The following is a 12,901-nucleotide window of genomic DNA, read 5'->3' on the forward strand; positions in this document are numbered from 1 at the left end:
ATCCAAAACTAGAATTTAATTTTACAAAGCAGGGATTTCAGGCAGGGAAAGATGAATATTCACTCATTTTTAGCTGACGATGACCAGCAAAGCAAGCAATATAAATATGTTTTAAATAATACAAATAAAGTCCACAAGGAGAGGAAAAACGATCGCAGCGCATCTACTTTAGGGAATAATTACTTACGCTCTTTTGCTTTAAGGTCGGCTCAAGAAGGAGACTATACTGAGGCGATCGCACTTTTAAGCCAACTAATCTACCGCCACCCGCACAATGCCGTTGATTACAACAACCGGGGGCTAATTTATTTCCAAAGTGGTGAAAGGCAAAAAGCGCTTTACGACTATAACACCGCCCTGAAACTTAATCCTTCTTTGGCTAGTGCTTATAATAACCGGGCAAATTACTACGCAGCTTGTGGAGAATTAGCTACAGCACTTGCCGACTACGATCGAGCCATTGATTTGAATCCTGGCTATGTTCGGGCGTGGATTAACCGAGGCATTACCTGGCGCGAATTGGGGCGATACGAGCAGGCAATTGAGAATTTTGAGGTAGCACAGCTTTTCGGTCAACTAGAAGGTCATATCTGGGCTGAACGCGGCAGAACTTACCATCTTTGGGGTGACTGGAACTGTGCGATCGCTGATTATCGTCGGGCCCTCACTCAACTGCCTACTCTGGCAACAACTAGGGACTTTACTGGTTCTCGCTTGCGTTTACAAATCGAAAATTGGCTAAACGATTTGTTATCTCCTGAGCATCCTAATTTGGTAGATTAGTTCTTCTGGGGGATTCAAAATTCAAAATAATTGATTTAAATTTTGAATTGAATTGTACTAATAGATGATAACTACATAGCTATTCAAACATTAGCTATTAACCATTATTTATTAGCAATAATATAAATTAACACCCGGTTTTTACGTAGCCAAAATCACAAGAAACCTAAATAATCCCAAATTCGCCATTTAGCTTAAGGTGACGACTCTGTTTGTTCGTCTTCTCTAATATCCTTATTCATCAACACGACCCGACGCTGGTTGGGAGCAAATCGGAATCCTTGTTGTTGTCTAATACTTTTAGCTTGCTGAGGATCGAAGTTACGGCTAAATTCCACCTGTAAACCATCGACGTGTACTTGCATCAACTTGACTTCAGTATTAATTTCTCGCAACTTTTCTTGCTGTAACCAATGATGAGGTAAAAGTTGTGCTAGAGCAGATGCTGCAATGGCTGTAACGACAAGATTAACCACTATCTTGGCTGTGCTTTCTAGTGCCATCACCTGGTAAGAACGTTGACGAAGATGCCGCTTTGGTCGAGGAATGACCCGGCGTTTTTGTATAGGTTGTAACGGTGGTCTGGAGGGTTGAATCGCGTTCATGATGCTAAAAGATAACCTCGCTTAGTGAAGGGAAGCACTGTAAAAGCCCTCTGGCGATAATTACTGCTTGATTTAGCTGTCATATTACTTCATTTTTTTAAAATAGCTACAAGTGTTGTACCAGTTAAAAAATAACCTGGCTTACGTAAGTGCTAGTTTCCTAGCTAGTGATGGCATAAAGCCAAAAGAAGAAAGGAAATTGCACCCCGTACTGCCAGGATTATTAGCTTTTTAACTGTGTCACATCGTAGCCTTATTTGTAAAGTTCTGTGGCTAATCGCCAAGCTAGAACTCCTGGAATCAGCGCTACAACTAGAGCGATATAGACTTGAGTGTCCGAGATGGAAGATATCTGAGCGATGTACAGAGTATCTAAGATAGGCATGGCTGAAAACCTCCTAACCTGAATAGATTTTGAACAGTTCGTTTACTACTTTTCCTTGTTTTGCCAGAATTGTGGAATATCTTGTTACAAGATGCAACAAAAGCAGTTATCGAGGAAGGCAGGAGGCAGGGGGAGCAAGGGAGGCACGGGAGGCAGGGGAAGAGAAAGAAATAAGTGTATTAATGGCTATTACGGTAGAAAAAATCACTAAAGTTTTCTCTTTACTCCCCCTACGCCTTCTGCCTCCTGCCTCCTTCATTCTCTATTAAAAAAATTTATAAAAATTATGAATTTGTATTTGGGTATCGACTTCGGTACATCTGGCGCACGCGGCGTGGTAATTGACGAGGAAGCCTATTGTATTCAGGCTGAGGTGAGATATCCCTTCCAGGACTCAACAGCCACCGTTACGCCAAAAATTTGGCAGGAGGCTTTGTTTGTATTGCTGGAACAAATACCTCACCAATTGCGGCGAAAAATTAAAGCGATCGCAATTAATGGTACATCTTCCACTGTCTTGCTGGTCGATGCTGTTGGTAATCCAACAGACGCACCACTGATGTATAACGATGCGCGGGGATCATTGCTGCTAGAGCATTTGAGGAGTATAGCACCCCCCAATCATACCGTGTTGAGTGCCACCTCCAGCCTAGCCAAACTTTTGTGGATGAGGCAATTACCCTCTTTTAGTGAAGCTAGATATTTTCTGCATCAAGCAGATTGGCTGGGGTTTCTCCTACATGGACAGTTGGGAATTAGCGATTACCATAATGCTTTAAAGCTGGGTTATGACGTAGAAGAGTTGAAATACCCAGAATGGCTAGAATTGCTTCAAATACCGATTCAGCTACCCCACGTTTTAACTCCTGGTACTCCCATTGCCGAATTGCGTCCTGAAATTGCGGATAAGTTCGGTTTTTGCCGTGATTGTCTGATATGTGCAGGTACAACTGATAGCATCGCGGCTTTTCTTGCCAGTGGCGCAAAATTACCTGGTGAAGCCGTGACTTCCCTTGGTTCAACATTGGTACTAAAGCTATTAAGTCGTACTCGTGTAGAAGATGCCAGATATGGAATTTACAGCCATAGGTTAGGGGATTTGTGGCTGACTGGTGGTGCTTCTAATACTGGAGGTGCAGTACTGAAGCAATTTTTCACAAACGCTGAATTAGCAAGCCTTAGCCAGGAAATTGATTCATCAAAAGCCAGCGAATTAGATTATTATCCGTTGTTGAAGGTAGGCGATCGCTTTCCAATTAATGATCCCAATTTAGCCCCACGTTTGGAACCACGCCCAGATAACCCAGTGCAATTTTTGCATGGGTTGTTAGAAAGTATTACCCGCATAGAAGCGCGAGGGTATAAATTGTTACAGCAAATGGGAGCAGACAAGTTAAGTCGTGTTTATACTGCTGGCGGTGGCGCGGCTAATGATACTTGGACTACGATTAGGGCGCGTTATTTGCAGATTTCGGTAGTAGCGTCAGTTTATACACAAGCTGCTTACGGAACGGCTCTGTTGGGGATGCAAGGAGTGAAAAAGAGTAATTATGTAACTATCTTTTCGTAGATATCTTCTAAATCAGTATCTATCCCAGTGACAATCGACATATCTCGGACGATACTGGGATGATTAGATACCGGATTATAGATTCCAGGTTAATGATCTGGGCAGCTATTCGGGGATGGGTGTTTTGCCACAAGCGAATGTCATCTATCCCCTTTACTAATTATCGGTGTAAGTTTTAAGGCGATTAAGAGAAAAAAATATTTTTTTAAAAAATTTGACCTGTGCAATCAAGATTATCATCAAGAGAAAAGGTGAGGTTTTTGACTCCGATTTTGTCACTTTTGATATCTAGTGGCTTTGTCAGGTCTTTAGACTATATCAAAAAGGCTTGCTTAGGGACTTCCAAATAAAAAAATATTCAATTATTGATTGTGGGGTGGGCATCTTGCCCGCCATATAGACTGAGCGGGCAAGATGCCCACCCCACAAGATTGGATAATTTATTTCTTGGAATTCCCTTACATTTTGTTGTTTGGCGTAGCTTATCATCTGATGAATATCTGTATTTTATGTAAGTTCAGGGGCTTTATACTTTGTATCTAAAACGATGCGAGCAAATTTTAGTTTGATTTATAGATGATACGATCGCATTAAAATAACTTTAGAGAATTATGACAATAAAAAAGCGCATTGAGCTTAATCAAGGATGCTTCCTTAATCCCGCAAATAAAAAGATAGTTGTCAATTTAGCAAGTAAAGATATTTTAACTTTAATCACACAAGAATTAAAAACTCGTTACTCGCCAGAAACTCAAAAGCAAGCACTTGAAGAGAGTTCCCAACTGTTGCCGAATTTCGTATTTCAAGAATTATTAAAACGCCAAGAGCAACTAGTAAACGTTAACCCAGATACTTTAATAGTGGTTAACTGTAACATCAAAGAAGCAGAGGTCGATGAGTTAGAATTTGATTTAAGTGTCGAAGCATATTTTGTAATTGGAGATACAACAGGTCAAAATCATTTTCGGGCTAATAGGATAGTTCTTTGGTCGAATATATGGGGTGATGAAGAACAACTACTTTTCGATTTAGAAGATGAACTAGGTGAACAATTTTGGACAAATTATCAAATTCAATTGCTCTTTGATGAAGAGAATCAGCAAACAATTGAATTAGAAGTATCACAAACAGATGATTATGCAGCAAGATTAGAATTTTCCCCATCTCTTCAAAGGTTTTTACCATCCATAGTTCCCTTTACGGATAATGAATTATAAAAATTATCGAACAGAATTCAGGAGTCAGGAGTCAGTAGTCAGAATAATGCCTCCGGCACACTCCGCGAACAGAATTAATTCTGACTGAAAAAGCGGATAGCGGAGCGTAAAGTCTTCTCTACTAGACGCTCTTGCTAGCTTGCTTCCACGAAGTGGTACGGCATAGCAACGCTATGAGCGAGTCCGCGAGCATCTGAATAATCGGTGTTTTTGCACCCCCACAAAACAAGTGCTAGTAGGTTGGGTTTCGTTCCTCAACCCAACATTTTCAGGGCTTTGTTGGGTTTCGTTCCTCAACCCAACCTACAAATATTCTTAACCGAGCAATATTGCAACTCTTAGTTCAACTTTATCCAAAATTAAGAACTTGATATTTGCCATAACTTTTACCTTGCTGAATGAATTTTTTCAGTCACATATATGTATGATAATACTTATTCCTAAGTGTTCTTTACTGAAGAAAAATACAACAGTTATTGTGGTTTTAACGAGTCCGTTGCAAACTACACTCACTAAGATTCAAGCTCAAATTACAGCAAGGATTAGCGGCACGTAACAGAAAAAAGCAATTAATTGTATAAATGACTGCTGTCTTCAAACAATCAAGATAATGCTATAATTTTGCTGAATTTAGAAATTTGGAAGAAATTGTTTCCAAAACACCACCTACGACTTTAGAGTGTTGAAATAACTCAAATAGCTATTTATCTGAAGGCGAGGTATGACAACAAACTTTAGTCGGCGTGCATTTATCTTGTTTGGTTCAGTAGGGTTTGGTGTCAGTTTACTGCTGCAAGCTTGCAGTAGTAAGCCGACGACACCAACAGCGACAACAACGGGTGGTACTAAAGGGTTTAAAATAGCGATCGCTCTCCCTGGACTGATTACCGATAAAGCCTGGAATCAATCTGGTTATGAAGGAATCAATCTAGCAAAACAAAAGCTAGGTGCAGAAACCGCCTATGTCGAAAAAGTAGCACAAGCAGATCAAAGAGAAATATTAACAGATTTTGCTCGTAAAGGCTACAATCTCATCTTCGCGCATGGCGGACAATTTGATGCCGCTATTGAACAAGTCGCCTCACAGTTTCCCAACACATTTTTTGTGGGTGTGAATGGTAATCTTAAGGGTGAGAATATTGCTTCTTTACGAATAGATCATCTACAAGCTAGTTATTTATGTGGCATTATCGGTGCTTCTGTCACTAAATCTAATAAATTAGCTTATATTGCTGGAGAGAAGTTTCCCGCTACCGAGGGAGAACTGCGGGGATTTGAATTAGGGGCAAAGTCTGTTAAACCAAATATCCAAATTACTTCTACTTTTACGGGTGATTGGAATGATGTTGCTAAAGCAAAGGAAGCGACTCTGGCATTAATTTCTTCTGGTGCTGATGTTATCTATCAATGGTTAGATAATGCCTCAGCCGCAGTCTTACAAACAGCAGGTGAAAAAGGAGTATATGCTTTTGGTAACACAAACGATCAATTCGATGTTGCACCAAAAGCTGTCTTAACCAGCGCTGTCAAACGCTTAGATTTAGCAATAGCTTATATAGCAGAATTAGTCAAACAAAAACAAATCAAAGGACAAATATATACAATTGGTCTAGAAAGAACAGATATATTATTTTTAGGAAAATTCGGAACAATCATACCGGAGGCAGTTAAGCAAAAGGTATTGAATGCAAAGCAAGAAATTGTTAATAAAAAAATTGTTTTTGAAGACTGTAAAGAGGCTGGTAAAGACACACGCTGCTTGAAGAAAACAACATAAGTATTGGGCGATTGGAAATCAAACAAAGTCCACCTCCGTGGACTAATACAAAATCAAGGGTTTTGCCTGTGTAGCCGTGTAAAGCCAACTCTTAGAGACGCTGCGCGTAGCTTGCTTCCACCAAGTGGTACGGCATAGCGTCGCTTAGTGCGTCAGCGTGCCGGAGGCTCTATTCCAATCGCCGAGGCAAGTAATAAATTAGACTTTTCAAACAACCTCTTAGTCCTTAAAATCTTGACTACGAGCTATCAATTTTGTGAACATGGACTATTTACGCTTAAAAAATATTACCAAACACTTTGGTTCTTTTATCGCTAACGACAAGATTAATCTCTCTGTCGCATCTGGAACCATTCATGCAATACTAGGCGAAAATGGTGCAGGAAAGAGTACTTTAATGAATATTATTAGTGGACTCTATCAACCTGATGCTGGTGAGATTTATCTCCAAGAACAACCAATCAAAATTACCTCTCCAAATGAGGCAATTAAACTAGGTATTGGCATGATTCATCAACATTTCATGCTTGTACCCCAATTGACGGTAACAGAAAATATCATCTTAGGAATGGAAAAAAGTTGGCGGCTGAATCTACAATATAAACAGCAAGAAATCGCCGAATTATCCAAAGCTTATCGATTAGAAATTAACCCCATTGCCAAAGTTGAAAATTTATCTGTTGGGGCACAACAACGAGTAGAAATTCTCAAAGTTCTCTACCGTCGAGCAAAATTGTTGATTCTTGATGAACCTACAGCAGTTTTGACACCGCCAGAAGTAGAATCATTAATTACTATCTTGCGCCAATTGACAGCCGCAGGGAACACAATTATTTTTATCAGTCATAAATTAGAAGAGGTAATAAATCTCTGTGATTCAGTAACAGTTTTGCGCCAGGGAAAGGTAGTAGCAACAACATCAACTGAAGCGGCGACACCTCAGCAGTTAGCAGCATTAATGGTAGGACAAGAAGTAGCTTTCCAGTTAAATAAAAGTCCTACATTACCAGGAGAAATCATCCTATCGGTGCAAAATTTACAAGTTGCTGATGAGAGAAATATTCCTGCTGTAAATAATGTATCTTTTGAACTGCGGGCGGGAGAAATTTTAGGAATTGCTGGTGTCGATGGCAATGGACAGCGAGAATTAGCTGATGCCATCGCTCTTTTGCGGACTATTAAGCAGGGTAAAATTGAGTTTACGCCCAATCATTCCTTAGTGGGCTACATCCCAGAAGATAGGCAGACAATGGGATTGGTGTTGCAATTTAGCATCGCCCAAAACTTGATTTTAAAAGCTTTTAAATATCTGCCATTTTGTCGCCGTTTTTTGTTACAACAAGAAGCGATCGCAAATCGTGCCCAAGCTGCAATCCAAGAGTTTGACATTCGGGCGAATGGGATTGATATCTTGGTAAGTCAGCTTTCGGGAGGAAATCAACAAAAAGTGGTGTTAGCGCGTGAACTGTCGCAAGCACCAGCTTTAATTATCGCTATGCAACCCACCAGGGGGTTAGATGTGGGGGCGACAGCAGCCGTCCATTCTCGAATATTAACAGAACGCGATCGCGGTGCCGCAATTTTGTATATTTCTACTGACTTAGAAGAAGTGATGGCAATGAGCGATCGCATTGCCGTAATCTACAGAGGTGAGTTTGTGGCTATTTTGGATGCAGCTACGGCAAAAGTTGAAGAAATTGGTTTATTAATGGCTGGGGGATTTAATTAATTACTAATTCGTAATAGGCTACGCTAACGTAATTCGTAATTTTGGGGTTTAAGCCTATTGTTATTGAGAAATGGAATAAAATGAAAAAGTGCCTAATTTTTCAAAGAGATCAACACTGCTGATGAGCAAACCTGTATCTTTTCAGACAGTTATTGAATATGTAGAGGCTCTGTCAACCGAAGAGCAAGATTTACTACTCGAACTAATTTCTAAAAGACGCATTGAACAACGGCGTAAAGAAATTGCGGCAAATGCTGCACAAATCCTGAAAGCAATTAGAATAGGTACAGCCAAGCATGGTAATATCGAGGATCTGCGGGCTGATTTGTTAAGTGAAGGATGAGGGTTCTTGTTTGGGATAGTAGCTTTAAGCGTGCTTTTAAACGAGTTATTCGTAAAAATCCTCGCTTAGAAGAAGCAATTTTTGAAGTTTTGGAATTACTTGTAACCGATCCATTTACACCTACTTTAAAATCACATAAGTTAAAAGGTGATTTAGAGGGTTTATGGGCTTGTTGGGTAGAGTATGATTGCCGTATTATCTACAAGTTTCAGCTTAATCCTGATGAGGATGAAGATACGATCGTGCTAATCGATATTGGCACTCATGATGAAGTTTATTGAGAATATACAGGGAAAGCGATCGCTTTAGGAAAGTTTCAAAATGCGATTTTCTATGTTCCCAGTTATGCCTCAGTACAAGCGTTCTATTGGGTTAGGCTCGTGCTGACACTAATTAATCGGATTCATCCTAGATTGCTACCCATACTATCACCGCTCATTGCGATCGCCTCCGCCCTTATCGTCGGTGCTATCCTCATCCTAATTGCTGGGGCAAATCCCATCACCGCATACAGCATCTTATTTCAAGAATCCCTCTCTACCTACTTTGGATTTGGTAACACCCTCACCAAAATGACACCGCTATTATTCACCAGCTTAGGCGTGTTAGTGGCGTTGCGGGCTGGGCAATTTAATATCGGTGGGGAAGGACAAATTTATCTGGGTGCGTTGGGAAGTACTTTAATTGGGTTATATGTGCAAGGATTACCTGCGGTTATTCATATCCCCTTAGCACTTTTAGCAGGATTTTTCTTTGGTACAGTTTGGGGTTGGATTCCTGGTTATCTCAAAGCCATGCGCGGAGTCAATGAAGTAATTACTACATTGTTGCTCAACTATATCGCAGTAAATTTAGTTAGCTACCTCGTACAAAATCCATTAATGGCAATAGGTGCGCCTAGTCCTTATTCGCCATTAATTGCCAAAACATCCCGTTTGCCGATTATATTACCACAAAGCCTCGCCCATGCTGGTATTTTATTAGGTTTAATTGCCGCAGGTATTTTATGGGTATTGTTAGTGCGATCGCCTTTAGGTTATCAAATTACGGCAGTGGGATTTAACCCGATTGCCGCCCGTTATGCCCACATATCTGTTAAACGTACCATTATGTTAGTGATGGCTTCTGCGGGTGGTTTAGCTGGGTTGGCTGGGAGTTGTGAGGTGATGGGGTTGAAATATCGGCTATTTGAACAAGTTTCACCAGGTTATGGATTTGATGCCATTGCGATCGCTTTTTTAAGTCGTGGTAGTGTTGTCGGTGTAGTATTTACCTCTTTGTTTTTTGCAGCGCTTCGCAGTGGTGCAAATGTGATGCAGCGCAGTGCAGGTGTGCCAGTAACCGTGGTTTACGCGATTCAAGGGTTTATGGTGTTATTTATTGCTATCAGTTTCGCAATCGAAAGAGAGATAAAAGTAAAAACGCAGAGAGGCACAAAGGTTTAACGAAGAAAACTCTGCGAAACTTTGCGCTTCCCTCTGCGAACCTCTGCGTTAAAAAATAACTCTATGAATAATCTCAACTTCTTCTCTGATTACTTAATAGCTACCTTGCGTCTAGCCGTCCCCTTAACATTTGCAGCCCTTGGAGGATTGTACTCGGAACGAGCAGGGGTGTTAAATATCGCCTTAGAAGGAATGTTGCTTACAGGTGCTTTTACCAGTGCTGCTGCCACTTTCTCCACTGGTAATCCCTGGCTTGGTATCCTCGCGTCCTTGATTGCTGGGGGATTAGTCGGACTACTCCATGCTGTTTTGTGTGTAACTTTGCGTGTCGATCAATTAGTATCTGGGCTAGCAATTAATCTTGTCGCAGCTGGATTAACATCATTTTTGGCCCGGTTAGTGTTTAGTGGCAGTAGTACACAGCAGTTACCTGGAATCGAGGCAATTATTATTCCTGGTTTAGCCAATATTCCTCTGATAGGGCCGCTACTATTTCAGTCAGATTTTTTAGTATATTTATTATTTATATTAGTTATTTTAACTACATACATTTTATTTAAAACTAGCTTTGGATTGACATTGCGGGCAGTGGGGGAATCTCCGAAAGCGGCTGAAACGGCTGGGATTTCGGTACAAAATATCCGTTATATCGCAGTGGTGATTAGTGGCTGTCTTGCGAGTTTAGGAGGTGCTTATTTAACTCTGGTACAGGTAAGATTTTTTGCCGAGGGGATGAGTGCTGGTAAAGGATTTATTGCGATCGCAGCATTAATTTTTGGCAGATGGCATCCTGTAGGTAGTGCTTTAGCTTGTTTGCTGTTTGGGGCTACAGAAGCTTTACAACTCCGAATTCAGGCATTAGGGGCAAATATCCCTTACCAATTTTTAGTCATGCTACCTTATGCGATCGCTTTATTGGCATTAGTAGGATTAGCGGGGAAATCCACACCTCCTAAAGCTTTAGGTACTCCCTACTTTGGAGAAAATCGCCACTCAGACTAATTTAAGGTGAAATTCTGGATCGCAAAGGTAATTAAGAAACTTTTGTTTGCTGCCATAAGATGAGTTTCAATTCAGAGCAATAATAAGCCCCATCACTAATTTCTCCTTCGTGGTCAGCTAGCCAATCATAAATTTGTGCAGCTTTTGCCAATGCTCCTCTTTCGGAACGATAAAGCCGAGGAGTAGGGCAGTAGGCGTGGCCATTGATGTGTATAGCTACAATCTGCCAATAATCGCTTTCTGGTACAACTTCTAAAAATCCGTTACTGTAAGACTCGATTATTCCTATATTCATCTACACCATCAAACTTTCTAACGTTAGCCACAACAAAGCCGATGCCAGCCAATTTTTGCAAGTCAAAGCTGGAATCACCAGGGAATGCAGGAACAACCCCTGTTAATGATTGTGGATTCGTAGTCAATGAAAATCTGAATGATTGGTCACTTTTTAGCTAGTTGTCTTAGAGGTTGTTTGGGCTTGATGGTGAGTTAAAATTTCTAAAGCATTTAGACTTGTTTTATATAAAAGTCAATGGGTTTATAATTGGAAACTGTGACTCAGCGAGAAGTTTTATCTAAGGAAGTCCTAGCTCAAATCTTCTCCCAAGGGGAGACGCTAAGGGCGAACGGTGACAACTTATAATTGGAGCGAAGCGACTGGTGGGCAGTTTATTACAAGGAGTCAACCTGTACTTAATTGGCATGATGGGCGTTGGTAAGACGACAGTAGGTCCCTTACTAGCAAAGCATCTGGATTATGGGTTTGTGGATCTTGATAGTGTCATTGCCAAAGCAACAGACAAATCTATCAATCAGTTATTTGCAGAAGTTGGTGAAACAGAGTTTCGCCAGATAGAAAGTGATGTACTTTCACAAGTTTGTGCTTTTACAAAATTGACTATAGCAACCGGTGGGGGCATTATATTACGGCGAGAAAACTGGGGTTACTTGCACCACGGTTTGATAGTGTGGTTAGATGTGCCAGTTGAACTTATCTACAGCCGTTTAGCTGAGGATACCACTAGACCACTCTTGCAAGATGCTGATCTCAAGGTTAAATTGCGATCGCTCCTCGAACAACGAACACCACTTTACTCTCAAGCCGATTTGCACATCACCGTGCAAGAGGGAGAAACACCCGAAGACATTGCCAAGCGAATACTTGAGGAGATTCCTAACGTTCTCAAACCACAAGTTACTCACTAGCTAAAAGCATTAAATCGGAATCTGCTGTAAATACTTGACTTTGGCAGCAGAGATGTGAGGAGTTACAAAGTCTTCTACACTGACTGAAATAGATTTTAACTCTCAACAGCAGCTCCTCATGAAGGTCAACGATTCTGAATAGTCAGGTAAGCTGAAGCTACTTGTGTGCAAGGCGTATTCACCAAGCTACTGTTTGCAGGTTTTCAACCTCTTGAAAATGAGCATCTCGCGTAATTAGTACTAAATTATACTGAATTGCGACAGATGCAATCCAAATATCATTTTCGGGTAATGGACGACCTTTGAGGCGCAATCTATTCTTAACTTCACCATATTCACGAGCAGTTTCTACATCATACATCACATCCAATAACCGTATTTCTGGCAATAAATTCCTCAATACGTTCTAAATTTCCTTGCGATCGCCCTGATTTTCTAGCACCGTAAAATAGTTCACCAATCGCAATACTAGGAATAAAAATTTCTTCCGCATTTACCAGCTGATTTTTTACTGCTATATTATTTGCAAATAAAGCAATAATAATATTAGTGTCAAGCAGGTATCTACCACTCATCTATATCTACCTGTTCGCAACCTTGTTCAATTGCTTCGCGCATCAACTGGATATCATTTGGCGATATTGTACCTGCAAAATTTAACTAAAACAGCAGAAGTCTCACACTGAAATTGTACCCAATTCAGTGTCGTGATGAATGCGCGTGAGTAAGGAATTGACCAACGAACTTTTTCTGAATTGAGAGAATCTATCCAGTCTTCTACCAAAGATGTAATAGTTTTGTCTTTAATAGCAGCATAAGTTTGCAATACTCGCATTCTT

Annotated in this window: 17 protein-coding genes; 10 read left to right on the top strand and 7 right to left on the bottom strand. The window is 40.6% G+C overall.

Annotation, left to right across the window (positions count from 1 at the left end; translation table 11 throughout):
• Nucleotides 1–51 precede the first annotated feature (51 nt).
• Entirely contained in the window at nt 52–783 is a 732-nt protein-coding gene (locus HWQ36_RS14810; RefSeq protein WP_292703968.1) for a tetratricopeptide repeat protein, read from the top strand.
• 194 nt (nt 784–977) lie between these two features.
• Here the strand turns inward: HWQ36_RS14810 and HWQ36_RS14815 are convergent, their stop codons facing one another.
• Together HWQ36_RS14815 and psaM are read right to left on the bottom strand one after the other, a co-directional pair.
• Nucleotides 978–1,388, bottom strand: a complete 411-nt coding sequence (locus HWQ36_RS14815; protein ID WP_292703970.1) for a hypothetical protein — start codon at nt 1,386–1,388, stop codon at nt 978–980.
• A 253-nt stretch (nt 1,389–1,641) separates the two neighbouring features.
• Entirely contained in the window at nt 1,642–1,731 is a 90-nt protein-coding gene (gene psaM, locus HWQ36_RS14820) for a photosystem I reaction center subunit XII (RefSeq protein ID WP_040630342.1), read from the bottom strand.
• Between the two features lie 328 nt (nt 1,732–2,059).
• On the opposite strand from psaM, the gene HWQ36_RS14825 reads away from it, so the two are divergent.
• The 8 genes from HWQ36_RS14825 (at nt 2,060) to HWQ36_RS14860 (ending at nt 10,856) form a co-directional block, all read left to right on the top strand.
• A complete protein-coding gene (locus HWQ36_RS14825; RefSeq protein ID WP_292703973.1) occupies nt 2,060–3,343 on the top strand; it encodes an FGGY-family carbohydrate kinase in 1,284 nt (427 codons plus the stop codon).
• 611 nt (nt 3,344–3,954) lie between these two features.
• Nucleotides 3,955–4,560, top strand: a complete 606-nt coding sequence (locus tag HWQ36_RS14830) for a hypothetical protein (protein ID WP_292703976.1) — start codon at nt 3,955–3,957, stop codon at nt 4,558–4,560.
• 721 nt (nt 4,561–5,281) lie between these two features.
• On the top strand, nt 5,282–6,337 hold the full coding sequence (locus HWQ36_RS14835) for a BMP family protein (protein ID WP_292703979.1): 1,056 nt from the start codon (nt 5,282–5,284) through the stop codon (nt 6,335–6,337).
• A gap of 262 nt (nt 6,338–6,599) precedes the next feature.
• Complete coding sequence (locus HWQ36_RS14840) at nt 6,600–8,066, top strand: ABC transporter ATP-binding protein (protein WP_292703982.1); 1,467 nt, start codon at nt 6,600–6,602, stop codon at nt 8,064–8,066.
• A 121-nt stretch (nt 8,067–8,187) separates the two neighbouring features.
• Nucleotides 8,188–8,409, top strand: coding sequence for a hypothetical protein (locus HWQ36_RS14845; RefSeq protein WP_292703984.1), 222 nt, complete (start codon nt 8,188–8,190; stop codon nt 8,407–8,409).
• Entirely contained in the window at nt 8,406–8,690 is a 285-nt protein-coding gene (locus HWQ36_RS14850; RefSeq protein WP_292703987.1) for a type II toxin-antitoxin system mRNA interferase toxin, RelE/StbE family, read from the top strand. The genes HWQ36_RS14845 and HWQ36_RS14850 overlap by 4 nt, the downstream gene beginning before the upstream one ends.
• 99 nt (nt 8,691–8,789) lie before the next feature.
• Nucleotides 8,790–9,854 (top strand): ABC transporter permease, encoded by a 1,065-nt coding sequence (locus HWQ36_RS14855; protein WP_292703989.1) that lies wholly within the window; start codon nt 8,790–8,792, stop codon nt 9,852–9,854.
• 63 nt (nt 9,855–9,917) lie between these two features.
• Entirely contained in the window at nt 9,918–10,856 is a 939-nt protein-coding gene (locus HWQ36_RS14860; protein WP_292703991.1) for an ABC transporter permease, read from the top strand.
• A gap of 31 nt (nt 10,857–10,887) precedes the next feature.
• On the opposite strand, the gene HWQ36_RS14865 is transcribed toward HWQ36_RS14860, so the two are convergent.
• Both HWQ36_RS14865 and HWQ36_RS14870 read right to left on the bottom strand, forming a co-directional pair.
• Nucleotides 10,888–11,151 carry a hypothetical protein gene (locus HWQ36_RS14865; protein ID WP_292703993.1) on the bottom strand — a complete coding sequence of 88 codons (264 nt, stop codon included), beginning with the start codon at nt 11,149–11,151 and terminating at the stop codon, nt 10,888–10,890.
• Nucleotides 11,120–11,278, bottom strand: a complete 159-nt coding sequence (locus HWQ36_RS14870) for a hypothetical protein (protein ID WP_292703995.1) — start codon at nt 11,276–11,278, stop codon at nt 11,120–11,122. The genes HWQ36_RS14865 and HWQ36_RS14870 overlap by 32 nt, the downstream gene beginning before the upstream one ends.
• 238 nt (nt 11,279–11,516) lie before the next feature.
• On the opposite strand from HWQ36_RS14870, the gene HWQ36_RS14875 reads away from it, so the two are divergent.
• A complete protein-coding gene (locus tag HWQ36_RS14875) occupies nt 11,517–12,062 on the top strand; it encodes a shikimate kinase (RefSeq protein WP_292703997.1) in 546 nt (181 codons plus the stop codon).
• Nucleotides 12,063–12,240: 178 nt separating this feature from the next.
• On the opposite strand, the gene HWQ36_RS14880 is transcribed toward HWQ36_RS14875, so the two are convergent.
• The 3 genes from HWQ36_RS14880 to HWQ36_RS14890 all read right to left on the bottom strand — a co-directional run.
• On the bottom strand, nt 12,241–12,423 hold the full coding sequence (locus HWQ36_RS14880) for a PIN domain-containing protein (protein ID WP_292704012.1): 183 nt from the start codon (nt 12,421–12,423) through the stop codon (nt 12,241–12,243).
• Nucleotides 12,416–12,637, bottom strand: a complete 222-nt coding sequence (locus HWQ36_RS14885; RefSeq protein WP_292704000.1) for a PIN domain-containing protein — start codon at nt 12,635–12,637, stop codon at nt 12,416–12,418. The genes HWQ36_RS14880 and HWQ36_RS14885 overlap by 8 nt, the downstream gene beginning before the upstream one ends.
• A 53-nt stretch (nt 12,638–12,690) precedes the next feature.
• Nucleotides 12,691–12,901, bottom strand: a 211-nt coding sequence (locus HWQ36_RS14890; protein WP_292704003.1) for a hypothetical protein, incomplete at its 5' end; no start/stop codon positions are given.

The sequence above is a fragment of the Nostoc sp. NMS2 genome, from assembly GCF_017115105.1.
In the GTDB taxonomy this organism is placed as follows: Bacteria; Cyanobacteriota; Cyanobacteriia; order Cyanobacteriales; family Nostocaceae; genus Nostoc.

What these genes read in the sequence shown, in the direction of transcription:
- HWQ36_RS14810 (WP_292703968.1), top strand. Translation starts at nt 52, where the DNA reads ATGAATATTCACTCATTTTTAGCTGACGATGACCAGCAAAGCAAGCAA.
- HWQ36_RS14815 (WP_292703970.1), bottom strand. Translation starts at nt 1,388, where the DNA reads ATGAACGCGATTCAACCCTCCAGACCACCGTTACAACCTATACAAAAA.
- HWQ36_RS14825 (WP_292703973.1), top strand. Translation starts at nt 2,060, where the DNA reads ATGAATTTGTATTTGGGTATCGACTTCGGTACATCTGGCGCACGCGGC.
- HWQ36_RS14830 (WP_292703976.1), top strand. Translation starts at nt 3,955, where the DNA reads ATGACAATAAAAAAGCGCATTGAGCTTAATCAAGGATGCTTCCTTAAT.
- HWQ36_RS14835 (WP_292703979.1), top strand. Translation starts at nt 5,282, where the DNA reads ATGACAACAAACTTTAGTCGGCGTGCATTTATCTTGTTTGGTTCAGTA.
- HWQ36_RS14840 (WP_292703982.1), top strand. Translation starts at nt 6,600, where the DNA reads ATGGACTATTTACGCTTAAAAAATATTACCAAACACTTTGGTTCTTTT.
- HWQ36_RS14845 (WP_292703984.1), top strand. Translation starts at nt 8,188, where the DNA reads ATGAGCAAACCTGTATCTTTTCAGACAGTTATTGAATATGTAGAGGCT.
- HWQ36_RS14850 (WP_292703987.1), top strand. Translation starts at nt 8,406, where the DNA reads ATGAGGGTTCTTGTTTGGGATAGTAGCTTTAAGCGTGCTTTTAAACGA.
- HWQ36_RS14860 (WP_292703991.1), top strand. Translation starts at nt 9,918, where the DNA reads ATGAATAATCTCAACTTCTTCTCTGATTACTTAATAGCTACCTTGCGT.
- HWQ36_RS14865 (WP_292703993.1), bottom strand. Translation starts at nt 11,151, where the DNA reads ATGAATATAGGAATAATCGAGTCTTACAGTAACGGATTTTTAGAAGTT.
- HWQ36_RS14880 (WP_292704012.1), bottom strand. Translation starts at nt 12,423, where the DNA reads ATGTATGATGTAGAAACTGCTCGTGAATATGGTGAAGTTAAGAATAGA.
- HWQ36_RS14885 (WP_292704000.1), bottom strand. Translation starts at nt 12,637, where the DNA reads ATGAGTGGTAGATACCTGCTTGACACTAATATTATTATTGCTTTATTT.